Source organism: Gordonia sp. VNK1 (assembly GCF_040049135.1).
GTDB lineage: Bacteria > Actinomycetota > Actinomycetes > Mycobacteriales > Mycobacteriaceae > Gordonia > Gordonia oleivorans.
The window spans coordinates 189335-205374 of the sequence record NZ_JBDZDJ010000006.1 but is presented as its reverse complement, the minus strand read 5'-3'; the positions used below and the strand labels follow the sequence as shown (position 1 = coordinate 205374).

The following is a 16040-nucleotide window of genomic DNA, read 5'->3' as shown; positions in this document are numbered from 1 at the left end:
GGAATACTTGCACCCATGACTCAATCGAACCCGTCCGCAGGCGCTCCGGGTTGGCGTCCCTCGATTCCCATTGTCGACCACATCACCGTGGACGAGGAGGGCCGTGCGCTCACCGAGCCCCTTCGGGAGGACATCAGGCTCCTCGGCGGGATCCTGGGCGACATGGTGCGGGAGCACTCGGGAACCGATGTGTTCGATCTGGTCGAGAACGCCCGGGTGGCCGCGTTCAAGATCCGCCGCGCCGAGATCGATCGGGCCGAACTGGCCGACCTGTTCACCGACCTCGACCTCGACAAGGCGATGCCGGTCATCCGCGCCTTCAGCAACTTCGCCCTGCTGGCCAACCTGGCCGAGGACATCCACCGGGAGCGTCGCCGCGCGATCCACGTGCGCGCCGGCGACCCGCCGCAGGACAGCAGCCTGGCAGCGACCTACGCGAAACTCGCCGCCGCCGATCTGTCCGACGCCGAGGTGGGGGCGGCCCTCGCGGACGCGACGGTCGTCCCGGTGATCACCGCGCACCCCACCGAGACACGTCGTCGTTCGGTGTTCGAGGCGCAGAACCGGATCACCGAACTGATGCGTTACCGCGACCGCACCGAGTTGACACCGTCGGAGGCCGACGAGGTCACCCAGGGGCTGCGCCGGCAGATCCTCACGCTGTGGCAGACCGCGCTGATCCGGCTCGAGAGACTCACCATCCAGGACGAGATCCGTTCCGGGCTGCGGTATTACGACGCCGCGTTCTTCGACGTGATCCCCACGATCAACACCGGGGTGCGGGAGTCGCTGCGCGCGGCGTACCCGGACGCCGATCTCGCCGACGAGCCGATGCTGCGGATGGGATCCTGGATCGGCGGCGACCGCGATGGCAACCCGTTCGTCACCGCCGAGATCGTGGAGATGGCCACCACGTTGGCCGCACGTACCGCAGTCGGTCACCATCTCAATGAATTGCACAGTCTCGCACAGGAATTGAGCATGTCGACCCGGCTGATCTCGGCCGATGACCCGATCTACGAACTCGCCGGCGTCGGGCGCGAGGATCCGGCCGCCGACGAGCCGTTCCGTCGCGCCCTGCGCCACATCCGCTCTCGCCTCGTCGCCTCGGCCACCGACCTCTTCGGCGAGGAGGTGATGCGGCAGTCGGATCTGTTCCTGCTCGACGGCGCCGAACCCTACGTCACCGCCGGTGAATTGCTCGCCGATCTCGACGTGATCGATGAGGGCCTGCGGTCCACCGGCGACGACATCATCGCCGACGACCGCCTCTTGACCTTGCGGGAGGCGGTGCGCACCTTCGGTTTCCATCTCTCCGGGCTCGACATGCGACAGAACTCGGACATGCACGAGGATGTCATCGCCGAACTCCTTGCGTGGGCGGGCGTACATCCGGACTACAAGTCGCTCGCCGAGGCCGAGCGCGTGGAGATCCTCACCGCCGAACTGACCGCACGTCGGCCGCTGACCAGCCCCGACGCCGATCTGAGCGAGCTGGCCATCAAGGAACTCGGGATCGTGCGTGCCGCCGCGCGGGCGGTGGCGAAGTTCGGTCCGCAGGCGGTCCCGAACTACATCATCAGCATGTGTACCTCGGTCAGCGACATGCTCGAACCGATGATCTTGCTCAAGGAAGCCGGGTTGATCGAGATCGACGAGACCGGTTCGCTGGTGTCCACGGTGCGGATCGTGCCGCTGTTCGAGACCATCGAGGACCTGCAGCAGGGTGCCGAAACCCTGCTGGCGGTACTGGATCTGCCGTTCTACCGGGATCTGGTCGCCTCACAGGCCGACATGCAGGAAGTGATGCTCGGCTATTCGGACTCGAACAAGGACGGCGGCTACATGGCCGCCAACTGGGCGCTGTACCGCGGCGAACTCGACCTGGTCGAGGCGGCGAAGAAGGCGGGGATCCGGTTGCGCCTGTTCCACGGCCGCGGCGGCACCGTCGGCCGTGGCGGTGGTCCGAGCTACGACGCGATCCTGGCCCAGCCCCCGGGTGCGGTGCAGGGATCGTTGCGACTGACCGAACAGGGCGAGATCATCGCCGCCAAGTTCGCCGAGCCGGTGACGGCGGAGCGGAATCTGGAGACCCTGCTCGCGGCGACGATCGAGTCGTCCCTGCTCGACGTGGAGGGCCTCGGTGACGATTCCGAGGAGGCCTACACCGCGATGGACGAGATCGCCGCGCTGGCGCGCTCGGCTTACAGCAAACTCGTGCACGAGACACCCGGCTTCGTCGAGTACTTCACCACCTCGACCCCGCTGTCGGAGATCGGTGCGCTCAACATCGGTTCGCGTCCCGCCTCGCGGAAGCAGACCGAGAAGATCTCCGATCTGCGGGCGATCCCGTGGGTGCTGTCGTGGACGCAGTCGCGGGTGATGCTGCCCGGCTGGTACGGGACGGGTTCGGCCTTCGAACAGTGGATCGGCGACGACGAGACGCGGCTGGCGACCCTGCGCCGTTACTACGAGCAGTGGCCGTTCTTCCGCACCGTCATGTCGAACATGGCGCAGGTCCTGGCGAAATCGGACATGGGTCTGGCGCATCGTTACGCGCAGCTGGTTCCCGACGAGGAGTTGCGCAACAAGGTGTTCGGGATGATCGTCGACGAACACGAACGCACCATCGCGATGTACGCGAAGATCACCGAGACCAACGATCTGCTGGCCGACAACGCCGCACTGAAACGATCGGTGTACAACCGCTTCCCGTATCTGGAGCCGCTGAATCTGCTGCAGGTGGAGTTGCTGCGCCGGTTCCGTGCCGGCGACGACGAGCCGCGCATCCGTCGCGGCATCCAGCTGACGATGAACGGATTGGCCACCGCGCTGCGCAACAGCGGCTAGGGCCAGGACACGCACCACACAGGTGTGACGAAGAGCGGAGACGCCCGGCAACGGGTGTCTCCGCTCTTCGTGCACGCTCGGCGCACTTCGGCCGGCCGTTACGCACCGACGATGCCGATTCGTCGGCGATTTTGGTGAAGTGGGTCACAGCCCGACTCGTTGCGCTCTACTGTCACAGGGCCGGTTGCAGACGACTGGGGGACCGCCAGCGTCCGGGTATGAACAGGTTGACGCCTTTCTCGGACTGCGAGGTGCAGACATGTCCCCAACATCGGCTTCGGAGATCGTCGCGGCGGTCGGCGGTCCGGAGAACATCACCAGCCTCACCCACTGTGCGACGCGATTACGTTTTCAGCTCCACGACAACTCCGGTGTCGACAAGGACCGGGTCGAGGCCATCGACGGCGTGCTGGGTGCGGTGCCGCAGGCGACCACCGGCTATCAGGTGATCATCGGCGGTGGCGTGCAGACGATCTACAACGAGATCATGGACCTGCCGGCGATGGCGACCGTCGGTGCCCCCTCGGACGCCGACATCAAGGCGGCGGCGCGCGCCCAGGGACCACGCGGCAAGACCGCCTGGCTGGACACCCTGTTCGAGTACCTGTCCGACTCGTTCCGGCCGATTCTCGGTGCACTGCTCGGTGCGTCGTTGTTCATCACCTTCATGTCGCTGATGGCGACGTTGGACGTCATCCCGTCCTGGAATGCGCCGGGCGTCACGCTGAGTCCGTCGTGGACGTTCATCAACCTCTGCTGGCAGTGCGTGTTCGTGTTCCTGCCGTTGATGATCGCCTACAACGCGTCGAAGAAGGTCAACGCCGATCCCTGGGTGGGCTTCGCGATCATGGCCGTGCTGATGCTGCCCGCGTACACCGGGTTCGCCGACATCGCCACCACGCACACGATCTTCGGCTTCACGGTCAAGACGATCGATGTCTTCGGACTGCCGTTGACCGTCAACGACTACAGTTCCCAGGTCTTCCCGCCGTTGCTGATGGCCGCGGTGCTCGGTGCGCTGTACAAACTGCTCAACAAGCTCATCCCGTCCAACGTGCAACTGATCTTCGTGCCGTTCTTCGCGATGCTGATCATGATCCCGTTGACCGCGTTCATCATCGGCCCGATCGGGGTGTACGTCGGAGCCGGCCTGGGTGATCTGCTCAAGTCCATCAACGACTTCTCCCCGTTGATCTTCGCGATCGTCATCCCGCTGGCCTATCCGTTCATGGTGCCGCTGGGACTGCATTGGCCGATCAACGCCATCATGCTCATCAACATCCAGACGCTGGGGTACGACTTCATCCAGGGGCCGATGGGCGCGTGGAACTTCGCCTGCTTCGGCGCCACCGCCGGCGTCCTGTATCTGTCGTGGCGGGAGCGTGATTCGCAGATGCGCCAGACCGCCACCGGTGCCCTCGCCGCAGGCCTGCTCGGCGGCATCTCCGAACCGTCGCTTTACGGAATCCACCTGCGGTTCAAACGAATATATCCACGAATGCTCGTGGGCTGTCTGGTCGGCGGTGTGATCATCGGCGTGGGCGGCGGTGTGAAGACGAACGCCTTCGTGTTCACCTCATTGCTGACGATTCCCGCCTTCGATCCGATCGGACTGTACGGAATCGCGGTGGCCGCCGCCTTCATCACGGCCATGGTGCTGGTGATCCTCGCCGGATATCGCACCCCCGAACAGCAGGCGGAGTTCGAGGCCGCCCGCGCGAAAGGCCTCGAGACGCCCGGTGCCATTCCCCTCGACGACTCCGCCCTGGGTGTGCAGGCGGCCGGGGAGGCGGCGGCCGCCGAGCCGGCCACGACCGGTGCCGCGGGCGGCGCCACGTCCGTTCCCGCCCCCGCCGCAATGAGTCTCACCAAGGAGCCGACCGGTGGTGGCGACGTCACCGAGATCGGCTCGCCGCTGGACGGCACGGTGGTCTCCCTGACCGAGGTCCCCGATCCCGCCTTCGCCGGCGGCACGATGGGCGGCGGCGCCGCGATCATCCCGTCCGGCGACACCGTCTACGCGCCGGCCGACTGCATGGTGGTGGCGGCCCAACCGACCGGCCATGCCTTCGGGCTGGTCCTCGGCGGCGGCATCGAACTGCTCATCCACGTCGGCATCGACACGGTGCAACTGAAGGGTGAGGGCTTCGACGTCAAGGTCAAGGCGGGCCAGAAGGTCACCGCCGGAACACCGTTGGTCACCTTCGACCGTGCGGTGATCGAGGCGGCGGGTTATCCGCTGATCACTCCCGTCGTGGTGATGAACACCAAGAAGTTCGCCTCGGTCACCAAGATCGCCCAGGGTGCGGTCTCGGTCACACACGGCGATCCGCTTGTCGCGGTGGAGGCCAAGGCGAAGGCGGTGGCGACCTGAGCTGCCATAGACTGGCGGGGTGCCGGCCGCAGCCGAAGTAGCGATCAACGTTCGTCACCTGCGCAAGGTGTATCCGGGAGATGTTGGTGCGCTGGATATCTCGTTCAGGGTGTCCGAGGGTGAGATCTTCGGCCTGCTCGGGCCCAACGGATCGGGAAAGACGACCGCCGTGGAGTGCATCGGCGGGTTACGAGTCCGCGACGGTGGCGACGTCGACGTGCTGGGATATGACCCGGCAGATGATCAGACGGCAATGCGTGAGGTCGTCGGTATCCAACCGCAGGAAAGTCTCCTGCCCGACAAGATCAGGGTTGTCGAGGCGTTGGATCTGTTCGCGCAGTTCTACCGCGACCCCGCCGACGCCGGGATGCTCCTGACCAGGCTGGGACTCGACGAGGTTCGCGACTCCTACTTCCACCGGCTCTCCGGCGGACAGAAACAGCGATTGTCGGTGGCACTCGCCCTGATCGGTCAGCCGAGGCTGGCCATTCTCGACGAGCTCACCACCGGCCTGGATCCGCGGGCGCGACGCGCGGTCTGGGAGGTGCTGCGCGAACTGCGCGATCGGGGCACCACGATCCTGCTGGTGTCGCACTTCATGGACGAGGCCCGGCATCTCTGTGATCGGGTGGCGGTGATCGATCACGGCCGGGTGGTCGCACTCGACACTCCCGACGGATTGGCCTCCCGGGTGTCGGCGACGCAGAAACTGCGATTCACACCCAGTGCGCCAATCGATGTATCGGTCCTGCGTGCCCTTCCGTCGGTGCGCAGCGTCACCGTCGACAACGGCGACCACGTCGAAGTGGTCGGTGGCGCCGAGGTCGTCACCGATGTGGTGCTGGCGTTGAACGACCAGGGTGCGCGGGCCATGCGGCTACGGGTCGATCAGGCGGGACTCGAGGATGCTTTCGTGGCGGTGGTCGATCGAGAAGACGACCGACAGGTCGGGGCCGATCGAGGGGAGGGCTGAGGCATGGCCGCCACCCACCTTCTGGGACATGCGGGCTCCCGTGCCGGTTTGCGTGGCCTGCGTCCACTGCTGATCAGCGAAGCGCGCTTGATGCGCCGCAACCCGATGCTGGTGGTCTGGGTGGGTGTGTTGCCGGTGGTCGCGGCGGTGGTGCTCGGTGCGATCCCGGCGACCCGAGAGCCCCAGGCGTACCTGGACGGCAACAGCTGGTTCGCCGTCTACCAGCCGATCCTGGTGATGTTCTCGTCCGTGATGCTCAGCGTGCAGATCCTGCCCGACACATTGACGCGCTATCGGGAGCGCGGCATCCTCAAGCGTCTGCGCACCACTCCGGCAACCCCCGCGGCGCTGCTGATCGCGCAGGTCATCCTGACGTTCGCGGTGGAGATCGCGGTCGTGGTCCTCATCGTCGTCATGCCCGGCATCGTCGGCGCGCCGGTACCGCGAAACCTCCTCGGATTCGCAATCGCGGTGGTGTTCTCGGCCGCTGCCATGATCTCGTTGGGCATGATGATCGCGGCCGTGTTCGCCAACAACAAGGTCGCCGCGGCCGCCGGCACCGTGCTCTTCTTCGTACTGCAGTTCTTCGCCGGCCTGTGGTGGCCGCGGCAGAGCATGCCGGAGTGGCTTCGTGCCATCTCCGACGCGACACCCAGCGGCGCCTCGGTGGCGGCGCTCACCGATTCGGCGCAGGGCGGATGGCCTTCGTGGACCTATCTTCTGACACTGCTCGCCTGGTCGGTGGTCCTCGGCGCCCTGTCCGTCCGGTTCTTCCGGTGGGAGTGAACGGAGCCGTCAGCCGCCTCAGTCGGGCAGATCCGCGGCCGCCGCGTGATCGAGGAACCACACGGTCTCCTCGGTCCCGTGGGCTCCGGCGCACGGCCAGTCGGCGGGATCGGCACCGGCATGCGCCGCGGCGACGGCCTGCGCCTTGTCGGCGCCGGCGACCAGGAACCACACCGCCCGGCTCCGGTTGACCACCGGTAGCGTCAGGGTGATGCGACGAGGCGGTGGCTTCGGTGAATTCTCCACGGCCACAACCGTTCTCTCGGTTTCCGCGGTGGCCGGTGTGTGCGGGAACAACGAGTTGATGTGTCCCTCGCCGCCCATCCCGAGCAGGTGCACGTCGAAGGCCGGGGACATGCCGTCCCCGCCGGCGGTCGCCAGGAGCGTGGCCGCATAGTCGGCCGCGGCCGCCTCGATGTCGTCGCCGAGAGGCCCGTCCGACGGTGCCATCGGGTGGACGCGGGACGGATCGACCGGGACGGAGCCGAGCAGCGCCTCGACGGCCTGCCCGTAATTGCGTTCCGGATCGTCGGCGGGGACGAAACGATCGTCCCCCCAATAGATGTCGACCTTCGACCAGTCGATCGAACCGCTGTCGGCGGCGAGCGCGGCGAGGATGGCGATCCCGTTGCTGCCCCCGGTGAGGGCCACCGACGCGACGCCTCGTTGCGCCTGCGCGGTGGTGACGAGATCGACGAACCGTCGGGCGGCGGTATCCACCAGAGTGGTCTTGTCCTCGAAAACCAGTGTCTCCGTGGTCATCACGCAGCCCCCTGGCGGGCGACCTCGACGGCACCGCGCAGTGACAGCTCGTAGACCTCGTCGGTGTCGAGGCGACGCAGTTCTTCGGCCAGGTAGACCGGGAGATCACGCGAGAGCATCGCCACCCGGCCGTCGGGCTTGCCGGGAACGGAGATGACGGCGTTGCCGTTCTGATCGATCGAGAGCACCGTGGCGCCCTCGTCGCGGAACAACCGCACCTCGAAGCTGCCGATCGAGCGGGTGGTCGGCACGCCCAACGCCCAATGCAGCCACCCCGCGAGCAGGTCGATCCCGGGGGAGTGACCCGGTCCGGTGACCTCCACCGACTGCACCGGGGTGTGCGGCGGACGGTCGATGGCCGAGGCGAGAAGAGCCCGCCAATGGGTGATCTGCGTCCACGCCAGGTCGGTGTCGCCGGGGGAGTAGGTCGCCAGGCGACGCTCGAGCACCGTGTCCGGATGCGCGGACTTGCTGGCATCGAGGATCCGTCGCTTGCCGATGCGGCCCATCGGGTCCCGGGCCGGATTCTCCGGTGCCGCACCCGGCCACCACACCACCACCGGGCAGTCCGGCAGCAGGAAGGGCGTGACCACACTGTGCGGCTGATCGGCGAGCGGGCCCTGCATCGAGAGCACCACCACCTCCGAGGCGCCGGCGTCACCGCCCACCCGGATCTGCGCGTCGAGTCGCGACTCGCCCTTACGGCTGCCGCACGCCAGCACGATCACCCGGCTCGGATGCTCACTGCTCGCGCCGACGGCGGCCTCGATCGCCGCCTCGGTCGGTTCGCCGTGTTCGGCGACCACCACCAGCGTCAACACGCGGCCCAGGCTGATCGCACCGCCGGACTCACGGACAGCCACCATCTTCTTGGCGACGTCGTTGGTCGAGGTCTGCTGCATGTCGATGATCATCGGTGTCCTCCCGCTTGCGTCGAATCCGTGGTGATCACGGGCGCCGCCACGCCCGCCCGGCGCGGGCCATCATCTCCTCGGCCGACGCCGGTCCCCACGTCCCCGACTCGTAGGTGTCCGGCTTCCCGGACTCGGCCCAGTTCGCCAGGATGGGATCGAGGATCTTCCAGGACAGTTCGACCTCGTCGTTGACCGGGAAGAGCGATGGTTCGCCGAGGAGCACATCGAGGATGAGCCGCTCGTAGGCCTCCGGCGACGCCTCGGTGAAGGCGGTGCCGTAACTGAAGTCCATGTTCACGTCACGGACCTCCATGCTCGACGCGGGCACCTTGGAACCGAACCGGAGCGTGATCCCCTCATCCGGCTGCACCCGGATGACCAGGGCGTTCTGGCTGAGCTCCTCGGTCATCGTCTTGTCGAACGGAAGGTGCGGTGCGCGTTTGAACACCAGCGCGATCTCGGTGACCCGACGTCCGAGCCTCTTGCCGGTGCGCAGATAGAACGGCACCCCGGCCCACCGCCGTGAGTCCACCTCCAGGGCGATGGCGGCGTACGTCTCGGTGGTCGAGTCGGCGGCGAACCCCTCCTCGTCCTGCAGACCCGGGACCTGTTCGCTGCCCTGCCATCCGGGCCCGTACTGGCCGCGCGCCGAGTTCTCCTCGAGCGGCAGGATGTGTCGGGTCGCGGAGAGGACCTTGATCTTCTCGGTCTGTAACTGCTTGGGCTCGAAGGAGATCGGCTCCTCCATCGCGACGAGCGCCATCAGCTGCAGCAGATGGTTCTGGATGACGTCGCGGGCGGCGCCGATGCCGTCGTAGTACCCTGCCCGGCCACCGAGGCCGATGTCCTCGGCCATGGTGATCTGCACGTGGTCGACGTAGTGCGAACTCCACAGCGGATCGAAGAGCTGGTTGGCGAACCGCAACGCGAGGATGTTCTGCACCGTCTCCTTGCCGAGGTAGTGGTCGATGCGGAACACCGACGACTCGGGGAAGACCGCGTTGACGATCGCGTTGAGTTCCTTCGCCGACTCCAGGTCGTGACCGAACGGCTTCTCGATCACCACCCGGCGCCAGTGATCGTCCCGCTCGGTGGCCAGTCCGCTGCGCTGCAACTGCTCACACACCGTCGGGAAGGCCTTCGGCGGGATCGACAGGTAGAAGGCGTGATTGCCGTCCGTGCCGCGCTCCTCGTCGAGTTTGGCGAGGGTCTGCTTCAACCGGAGGAAGGCGTCGTCGTCGTCGAAGGAACCGTGCACGAAGCGGAACCCCTCGGCGAGGCGTTCCCACACCTCTTCCCGGAAACCGGTCCGCGCGTGCTGTCGCACCGCGTCATGGACAACCGTGGAGAAATGCTCGTCGTCCCAGTCGCGTCGGGCGAACCCGACCAACGCGAACGACGGCGGCAGCAAACCCCGGTTGGCCAGGTCGTAGACGGCCGGCATCAGCTTCTTGCGGGCCAGGTCGCCGGTCACACCGAAGATCACCAGACTCGACGGTCCGGCGATGCGCGGCAGCCGTTTGTCACGGGGATCGCGTAACGGGTTCTTCCACGTCGGGCTCTGCGAGGACGACGCCACGCGTTCAGGCCTTCTTCGCCGCGGAGAGCTGCTCGGAGGTGGCGTCGAGCAGTTCGTTCCACGCGTCCTCGAACTTGCTCACGCCCTCGTCCTCGAGGACGGCGAACACGTCGACGAGATCGATGCCCAGCGCCGCGATGGCGTCGAACGTCTCCTGGGAGGCGGCGGCGGTCCCGATGATGGAGTCGGTGTTGACCCAGCCGTGATCGGCGAAGGCGTCCATCGTCTTGCCCGGCATCGTGTTCACGGTGTTCGGCGCGACGAGCTCACTCACGTACAGGGTGTCGGGGTAGTCGGCGTTCTTCGTGCCCGTCGACGCCCAGAGCGCACGCTGCGGGTTGGCGCCCTTGGCGAGCAGTTCGGGGAAGCGGGACTCGACCTCGAACACCTGCTGATACGCCGAGTAGGCCAGCCGGGCGTTGGCCAGGGCGGCCTTGCCCTTGAGCTCGACGGCCTCCGGGGTGCCGATCGCGTCGAGACGCTTGTCGATCTCGGTGTCCACCCGGGACACGAAGAACGACGCCACCGAGTGGATCGCGGACAGATCGTGGCCCGCCTCGGCCGCGGCCTCGATGCCGGCGAGGTAGGCCTCCATCACACCCTGGTAGCGCTCGACGGAGAAGATCAGCGTCACGTTGACGCTGATGCCCTCGGCGAGGACGCGGGTGATCGCGGGCAGGCCCGCCTTGGTGGCCGGGATCTTGATCAGCAGGTTCGGCCGATCCACGATCTTCCACAGCTCGACGGCCTGGGCGACGGTGGTGTCGGTCTCGTGTGCCAGACGCGGATCGACCTCGATCGACACCCGGCCGTCGATGCCGCCCGACGCGGTGTACACCGGCGCGAGCACGTCGCATGCCGCACGCACGTCATCGGTGGTGATGGTGCGGATGGTGGCGTCCACATCGGCGTCACGTGCCGCGAGTTCGGCGATCTGGGCGTCGTAGGTGCGGGTGGAGGAGATGGAGGCCTGGAAGATCGACGGGTTGGTGGTCACGCCGACCACCGACTTGGTGTCGATGACCTCCTGCAGGCCGCCGGAGGAGATCAGGTCACGGGACAGGTCGTCCAGCCACACGGATACCCCGGCGGCGGACAGTTCGGCGAGCTTGGCGTTCTGGGTCACGATTCTCTCCTGGGTTCTCGTGGGTGTGGACTTCTCGCCCGGCCAGGTCAGCCGGCGACAACGCCGGTTGCCGCGGTGGCGACAGCGTCGGCGGTGATTCCGAACTTCTCGAAGAGCACCTTGTAGTCGGCCGAGGCGCCGAAGTGCTCCAGCGACACGATCGCCCCGGAATCCCCGACGATCTGGTACCAGGGCATGGCGATTCCCGCTTCGACCGAGACGCGGGGCACCGACGGCGGCAGGACCGAATCGCGGTAGGCCTGGTCCTGCTCGAAGAACCACTCGAAGCAGGGCATGGACACGACGCGAGCCGCAATTCCCTTGTCCGCCAGGATCTTCTGGGCCTCGACGGCTAGCTGGACCTCGGAACCGGTGCCGATCAACACGACCTGCGGGTCGCCCTCGGGATCGCTGAGGACGTAGGCACCCGCGGCCACCCCGTCGAAGGAGGTGCCCTCGAGGACCGGGACACCCTGGCGGGTCAGGCACAGCCCGACCGGATGATCCCGGCGGGTCAGCAGATGCCGCCAGGCGTGCGCGGTCTCGTTGGCGTCGGCGGGCCGCACCACGTCGAGATGGGGGATGGTGCGCAGCGCGGCGAGATGCTCGACGGGCTGATGGGTCGGGCCGTCCTCGCCGAGGCCGATCGAGTCGTGGGTCCACACGTAGATCGGGTCGATCTCCATCAGCGCGGCCAGACGCACGGCCGGGCGCATGTAGTCGGCGAACTGCAGGAAGGTCCCGCCGTAGGCGCGGGTCGGACCGTGCAGTGCGATACCCGACAGGATCGAGCCCATCGCGTGCTCGCGGATGCCGAAGTGCAGGGTACGGCCGTACGGGTTGGCCGACCAGGTCTTGGTGCTGATCGAGGTCGGGCCGAAGGAGTCGGCGCCGTCCATCGTGGTGTTGTTGGAACCGGCGAGATCGGCCGAACCACCCCACAGTTCGGGCAGCACCGGCGCCAGCGCCGAGAGGACCTTGCCCGACGCGGCGCGGGTGGCCAGCGCCTTGCTGCCGGGCTCCCAGGTCGGCAGCGCGTCGGTCCAGCCGTCCGGCAACTCGTGCGCGTACAGGCGATCGAACAGCGCCTTGCGGTCCGGGTTGGCGGTGGCCCAGGCGTCGAAGGTCTTCTGCCAGTCCGCGTGGGCGGCGGCCCCACGCTCGCCGAGCGTGCGGGTGTGCGCGATCACCTCGTCGGCGACCTCGAAATCCTTCTCCGGGTCGAAGCCCAGAACCTTCTTGGTGGCGGCCACCTCGTCGGCGCCCAGCGCCGAGCCGTGGATGCCGCCGGTGTTCATCTTGTCCGGGGCGGGGAAGCCGATGATGGTGCGCACCACGATCAGCGACGGACGGTCGGTGACCTGCTGGGCCGAGGTGATGGCCGCCTCGATGGCGGTCACGTTCTCGCCGCCCTCGACGTGCTGCACATGCCAGCCGTAGGCCTCGTAACGCTTCGCGGTGTCCTCGGTCAGCGCGATCTGCGTGTCGTCCTCGATGGAGATGTGGTTGCTGTCGTAGAAGACGACCAGGTTGCCCAGCTCCTGGGTGCCCGCCAGCGAGGAGGCCTCGGAGGTGACGCCCTCCTCGATGTCACCGTCGGAGGCGATGACGTAGATGAAGTGGTCGAACGGGCTGGTGCCGGGTGCGGCATCGGGATCGAACAGGCCGCGCTCGTACCGGGCGGCATACGCCATACCGACCGCCGACGCCAGGCCCTGACCGAGCGGGCCGGTGGTGATCTCCACGCCGCGGGTGTGGCGGTACTCCGGATGACCGGGGGTCAGCGACTCCCAGGTGCGCAACGCCTCGAGGTCGGGCAACTCCAGCCCGAAACCACCGAGATAGAGCTGGATGTACTGGGTCAGGCTCGAATGCCCACAGGACAGGACGAACCGGTCGCGGCCGACCCACTCGACATCGGTGGGGTCGTGGCGCATCACGCGCTGATACAGCGTGTAGGCCAGCGGCGCCAGGCTCATCGCGGTGCCCGGGTGGCCGCTCCCGCACTTCTGCACGGCGTCCGTGGCGAGGACACGCGCGGTGTCCACGGCGCGAGAATCGACATCGGTCCAGTCCTGCGGGTGAACCGCGGTGGTGAGTTCGCGGATCTCGTCTGTGTCAGCCACGGTGGTGCCGTCTCCTGTTGCTATCGGGGTGCATGCGAGGGGGTGCGGTGATGCTGTGACCGGGGGCCGACGCGCCGACACACCGGGATCGGAACCGGCGTGCGTGGACATCGGCAGGGCCTCACCCGACCCAGAGTAATCGGCCCGACCGGACCGGTGCCCGGCACCCGAGGGACTCGACGGTGACGACACTCAATTCTTCGATCGAGAACCACACGGTCTACCATGCTGTGTAGTAGCCGTGGCGCAGTATTTCGGAGTCGGACAACTGCCCTGGATGTGCCACGAGGCGTGAGACGTCAGGTCGGTTCTCCACCGGACCACCGTGTACCTGCGGGCAGGGAGCGTGACGAGATCACCCGGACAACAGACGGCCAGGGCAGGCGAGGAGTGGACGTGAGGATTGGGGAACGTGCGAGCGGAGAAGGCGCCGCCGCCTCCCGGTACACCCCCTCCCACGGCAGCGCATCCCACGGCCCCGCGCCTCACCGGTCTGCTTCCCGGGACGGCGCGCCCGACGAGGTTCGGGTGACCGCCGAGGGCACTGCGGGCTCCGCTGACACTGCCTCCGCCGACACCGCGCCGGTCGGCGCGGACAACGCCTCGTTGATCGGCCGGGCCCGCGCGACCGTGATGGCCTACATCGCCCTCACCAAACCGCGGGTCATCGAGTTGCTGTTGGTGGCCACCATCCCGGTGATGCTGCAGGCCTCCCGCGGCCACGTCGACATCGCGGTCATCGCCTTCACCCTGATCGGTGGGTGGCTCGGCGCGGGGAGCGCGAACACCTTGAACATGGTGGCCGACGCCGACATCGACAAGAAGATGCGCCGCACCGCCCGCCGTCCGTTGGCGCGCCGGGCGGTCGCGACCCGAAGTGCGCTGGTGTTCGGTCTGCTGCTGTGGGTGGCGTCGTTCCTCGTCCTGTACTTCGCCGCGAACCTGCTCAGCGCGTTGCTGGTGACCGCCACCATCGGTTTCTACGTCGGCGTCTACACCCTGATCCTCAAGCGCCGCACCTGGCAGAACGTGGTGTGGGGAGGCGCCGCCGGGTGCATGCCGACGCTGGTCGGCTGGGCCGCGGTCACCGGGTCGCTCAGCTGGCAGCCGATCGTGCTCTTCCTGGTGATCTTCTTCTGGACGCCCCCGCACACCTGGGCGTTGGCCATGCGTTACCGCGAGGACTACAAGGCCGCCGGCGTGCCGATGCTGCCGGTCATCGCCTCCGACGAGCATGTGACCCGGCAGATGGTGTTCTACACCTGGGCCACGGTCATCGCCTCGCTGGTGCTGATCCCGGCCGCGAGCTGGATCTATGCCGCGGTGGCGGTCCTCGCCGGTGGCTGGTTCCTCAGCCGGGTGCACAAGCTCTACCGCGACACCCGCAACGGTGCCGAGGTCACGCCGCTGAAGATCTTCCTGCAGTCCAACGAGTACCTCGCGGTGCTCTTCTGCGGCCTCGCGATCGACGCCGTCGTCAACCTGCCGATCATCGCCGACCTGTTCTGAGGCCGGGCCCGCACAACCGCTCAGCGGGGCGGCGGCTCAGCGCGGCAGCAGCACCGAGGTTCCGGTGGTCACCCGCCCCTCCAGGTCGGTATGTGCCTGCGCCGCGTCGGCCAGCCGATAATGCTGGCCCACCCGCACCTCCAGACCGTCGGCGATGGCCCCGAGGTACTCCGATGCCCGCCACCGCAGTTCTTCGGTGTCGGCGATGAAATGGGCCAGCGTGGGTCGGGTCACCGACAGTGATCCGGCCGCGTTGAGACGCTGCAGATCGAACGGCGGCACGGGTCCGCTGGCCGCGCCGAACAGGACGACGATGCCGCGGATGCCGGTGGTCGCGACCGACTGATCGAAGGTGTCGGCGCCCACCCCGTCGTAGGTGACGCGAACACCCGCACCGTCGGTGAGTCCGCGTACCCGTTCGACGAGGTCGTCGCCGTAGCGCAGCACGTGGTCGGCGCCCGCGGCGGCGGAGAGCTCGGCCTTCTCGTCGCTGGACACCGTGGTGATGACATGCAGACCCTTGCGCTTGGCGAGTTGGGTGAGGATCAGACCCACCCCGCCGGCGCCGGCGTGGACGAGGATCGCGTCACCGGCCGACGGATGGGCACTCCCGTCGAGCAGGTAGTGCGCGGTCAGTCCGCGCAGCAGGGAGCTGCCCGCCACCTGGTCGGAGACGCCGTCGGGGATGCGCACGGCCCGGGCGGCGCGCACAGCGACGAGTTCGGCGTAGCTCGCCGGTGTGTCGCACCAGCAGACGCGGTCGCCGACGGCGAGGTCGGTGATGTCGGCGCCGACGGCGACGATCTCACCGGCGCCCTCGCTTCCCGGTACGTAGGGCGGCGCAGACGGGTAGAGGCCGCGCCGGAGGTAGGTGTCGATGAAGTTCACACCCGCTGCGTCGACGCGGACGAGCACCTCGTCGGGAGTGGGGATCGGATCGTCGACGGTGCCGTAGCTCAGAACGTCCGGACCGCCATGACGGGTGACCTCGATTGCGCGCATGTCTCGTTTCTACACGCGGACGGATCCACCGCTTCGGTC

11 protein-coding genes are annotated in these 16040 nt (G+C 67.5%); 5 read left to right on the top strand and 6 right to left on the bottom strand.

Annotated features, from left to right (window positions below; all coding sequences use genetic code 11):
• Positions 1-15: 15 nt before the first annotated feature.
• The 4 genes from ppc (at position 16) to ABLE94_RS09815 (ending at position 6983) form a co-directional block, all read left to right on the top strand.
• Positions 16-2850 (top strand): phosphoenolpyruvate carboxylase, encoded by a 2835-nt coding sequence (gene ppc, locus ABLE94_RS09830; protein ID WP_348808666.1) that lies wholly within the window; start codon positions 16-18, stop codon positions 2848-2850.
• A 259-nt stretch (positions 2851-3109) separates the two neighbouring features.
• Positions 3110-5224, top strand: a complete 2115-nt coding sequence (locus ABLE94_RS09825; RefSeq protein WP_348803726.1) for a glucose PTS transporter subunit IIA — start codon at positions 3110-3112, stop codon at positions 5222-5224.
• A gap of 19 nt (positions 5225-5243) precedes the next feature.
• Positions 5244-6197: an ABC transporter ATP-binding protein gene (locus tag ABLE94_RS09820; RefSeq protein ID WP_348808665.1), complete on the top strand. Its 954-nt coding sequence runs from the start codon at positions 5244-5246 to the stop codon at positions 6195-6197.
• 3 nt (positions 6198-6200) lie between these two features.
• Positions 6201-6983, top strand: a complete 783-nt coding sequence (locus ABLE94_RS09815) for an ABC transporter permease (RefSeq protein ID WP_348803727.1) — start codon at positions 6201-6203, stop codon at positions 6981-6983.
• 18 nt (positions 6984-7001) lie between these two features.
• Here the strand turns inward: ABLE94_RS09815 and pgl are convergent, their stop codons facing one another.
• From pgl to tkt, 5 genes are read right to left on the bottom strand one after another with little or no spacing between them, the layout of a single operon-like run.
• Positions 7002-7745, bottom strand: a complete 744-nt coding sequence (gene pgl / locus ABLE94_RS09810) for a 6-phosphogluconolactonase (protein ID WP_348803729.1) — start codon at positions 7743-7745, stop codon at positions 7002-7004.
• Positions 7745-8659, bottom strand: a complete 915-nt coding sequence (locus ABLE94_RS09805; RefSeq protein ID WP_348803730.1) for a glucose-6-phosphate dehydrogenase assembly protein OpcA — start codon at positions 8657-8659, stop codon at positions 7745-7747. Before ABLE94_RS09805 ends, pgl begins: the two co-directional genes overlap by 1 nt.
• Before the next feature lie 34 nt (positions 8660-8693).
• On the bottom strand, positions 8694-10238 hold the full coding sequence (gene zwf, locus ABLE94_RS09800) for a glucose-6-phosphate dehydrogenase (RefSeq protein ID WP_348803731.1): 1545 nt from the start codon (positions 10236-10238) through the stop codon (positions 8694-8696).
• A gap of 4 nt (positions 10239-10242) precedes the next feature.
• Complete coding sequence (tal, locus tag ABLE94_RS09795; protein ID WP_348803732.1) at positions 10243-11364, bottom strand: transaldolase; 1122 nt, start codon at positions 11362-11364, stop codon at positions 10243-10245.
• Between the two features lie 47 nt (positions 11365-11411).
• Entirely contained in the window at positions 11412-13490 is a 2079-nt protein-coding gene (tkt, locus tag ABLE94_RS09790; RefSeq protein WP_348808664.1) for a transketolase, read from the bottom strand.
• A 528-nt stretch (positions 13491-14018) separates the two neighbouring features.
• Here tkt and ABLE94_RS09785 point away from each other — a divergent pair.
• Positions 14019-14999, top strand: coding sequence for a heme o synthase (locus tag ABLE94_RS09785; RefSeq protein WP_425476173.1), 981 nt, complete (start codon positions 14019-14021; stop codon positions 14997-14999).
• A 36-nt stretch (positions 15000-15035) separates the two neighbouring features.
• On the opposite strand, the gene ABLE94_RS09780 is transcribed toward ABLE94_RS09785, so the two are convergent.
• Positions 15036-16001, bottom strand: a complete 966-nt coding sequence (locus tag ABLE94_RS09780; protein ID WP_348808663.1) for a quinone oxidoreductase family protein — start codon at positions 15999-16001, stop codon at positions 15036-15038.
• Positions 16002-16040 lie beyond the last annotated feature (39 nt).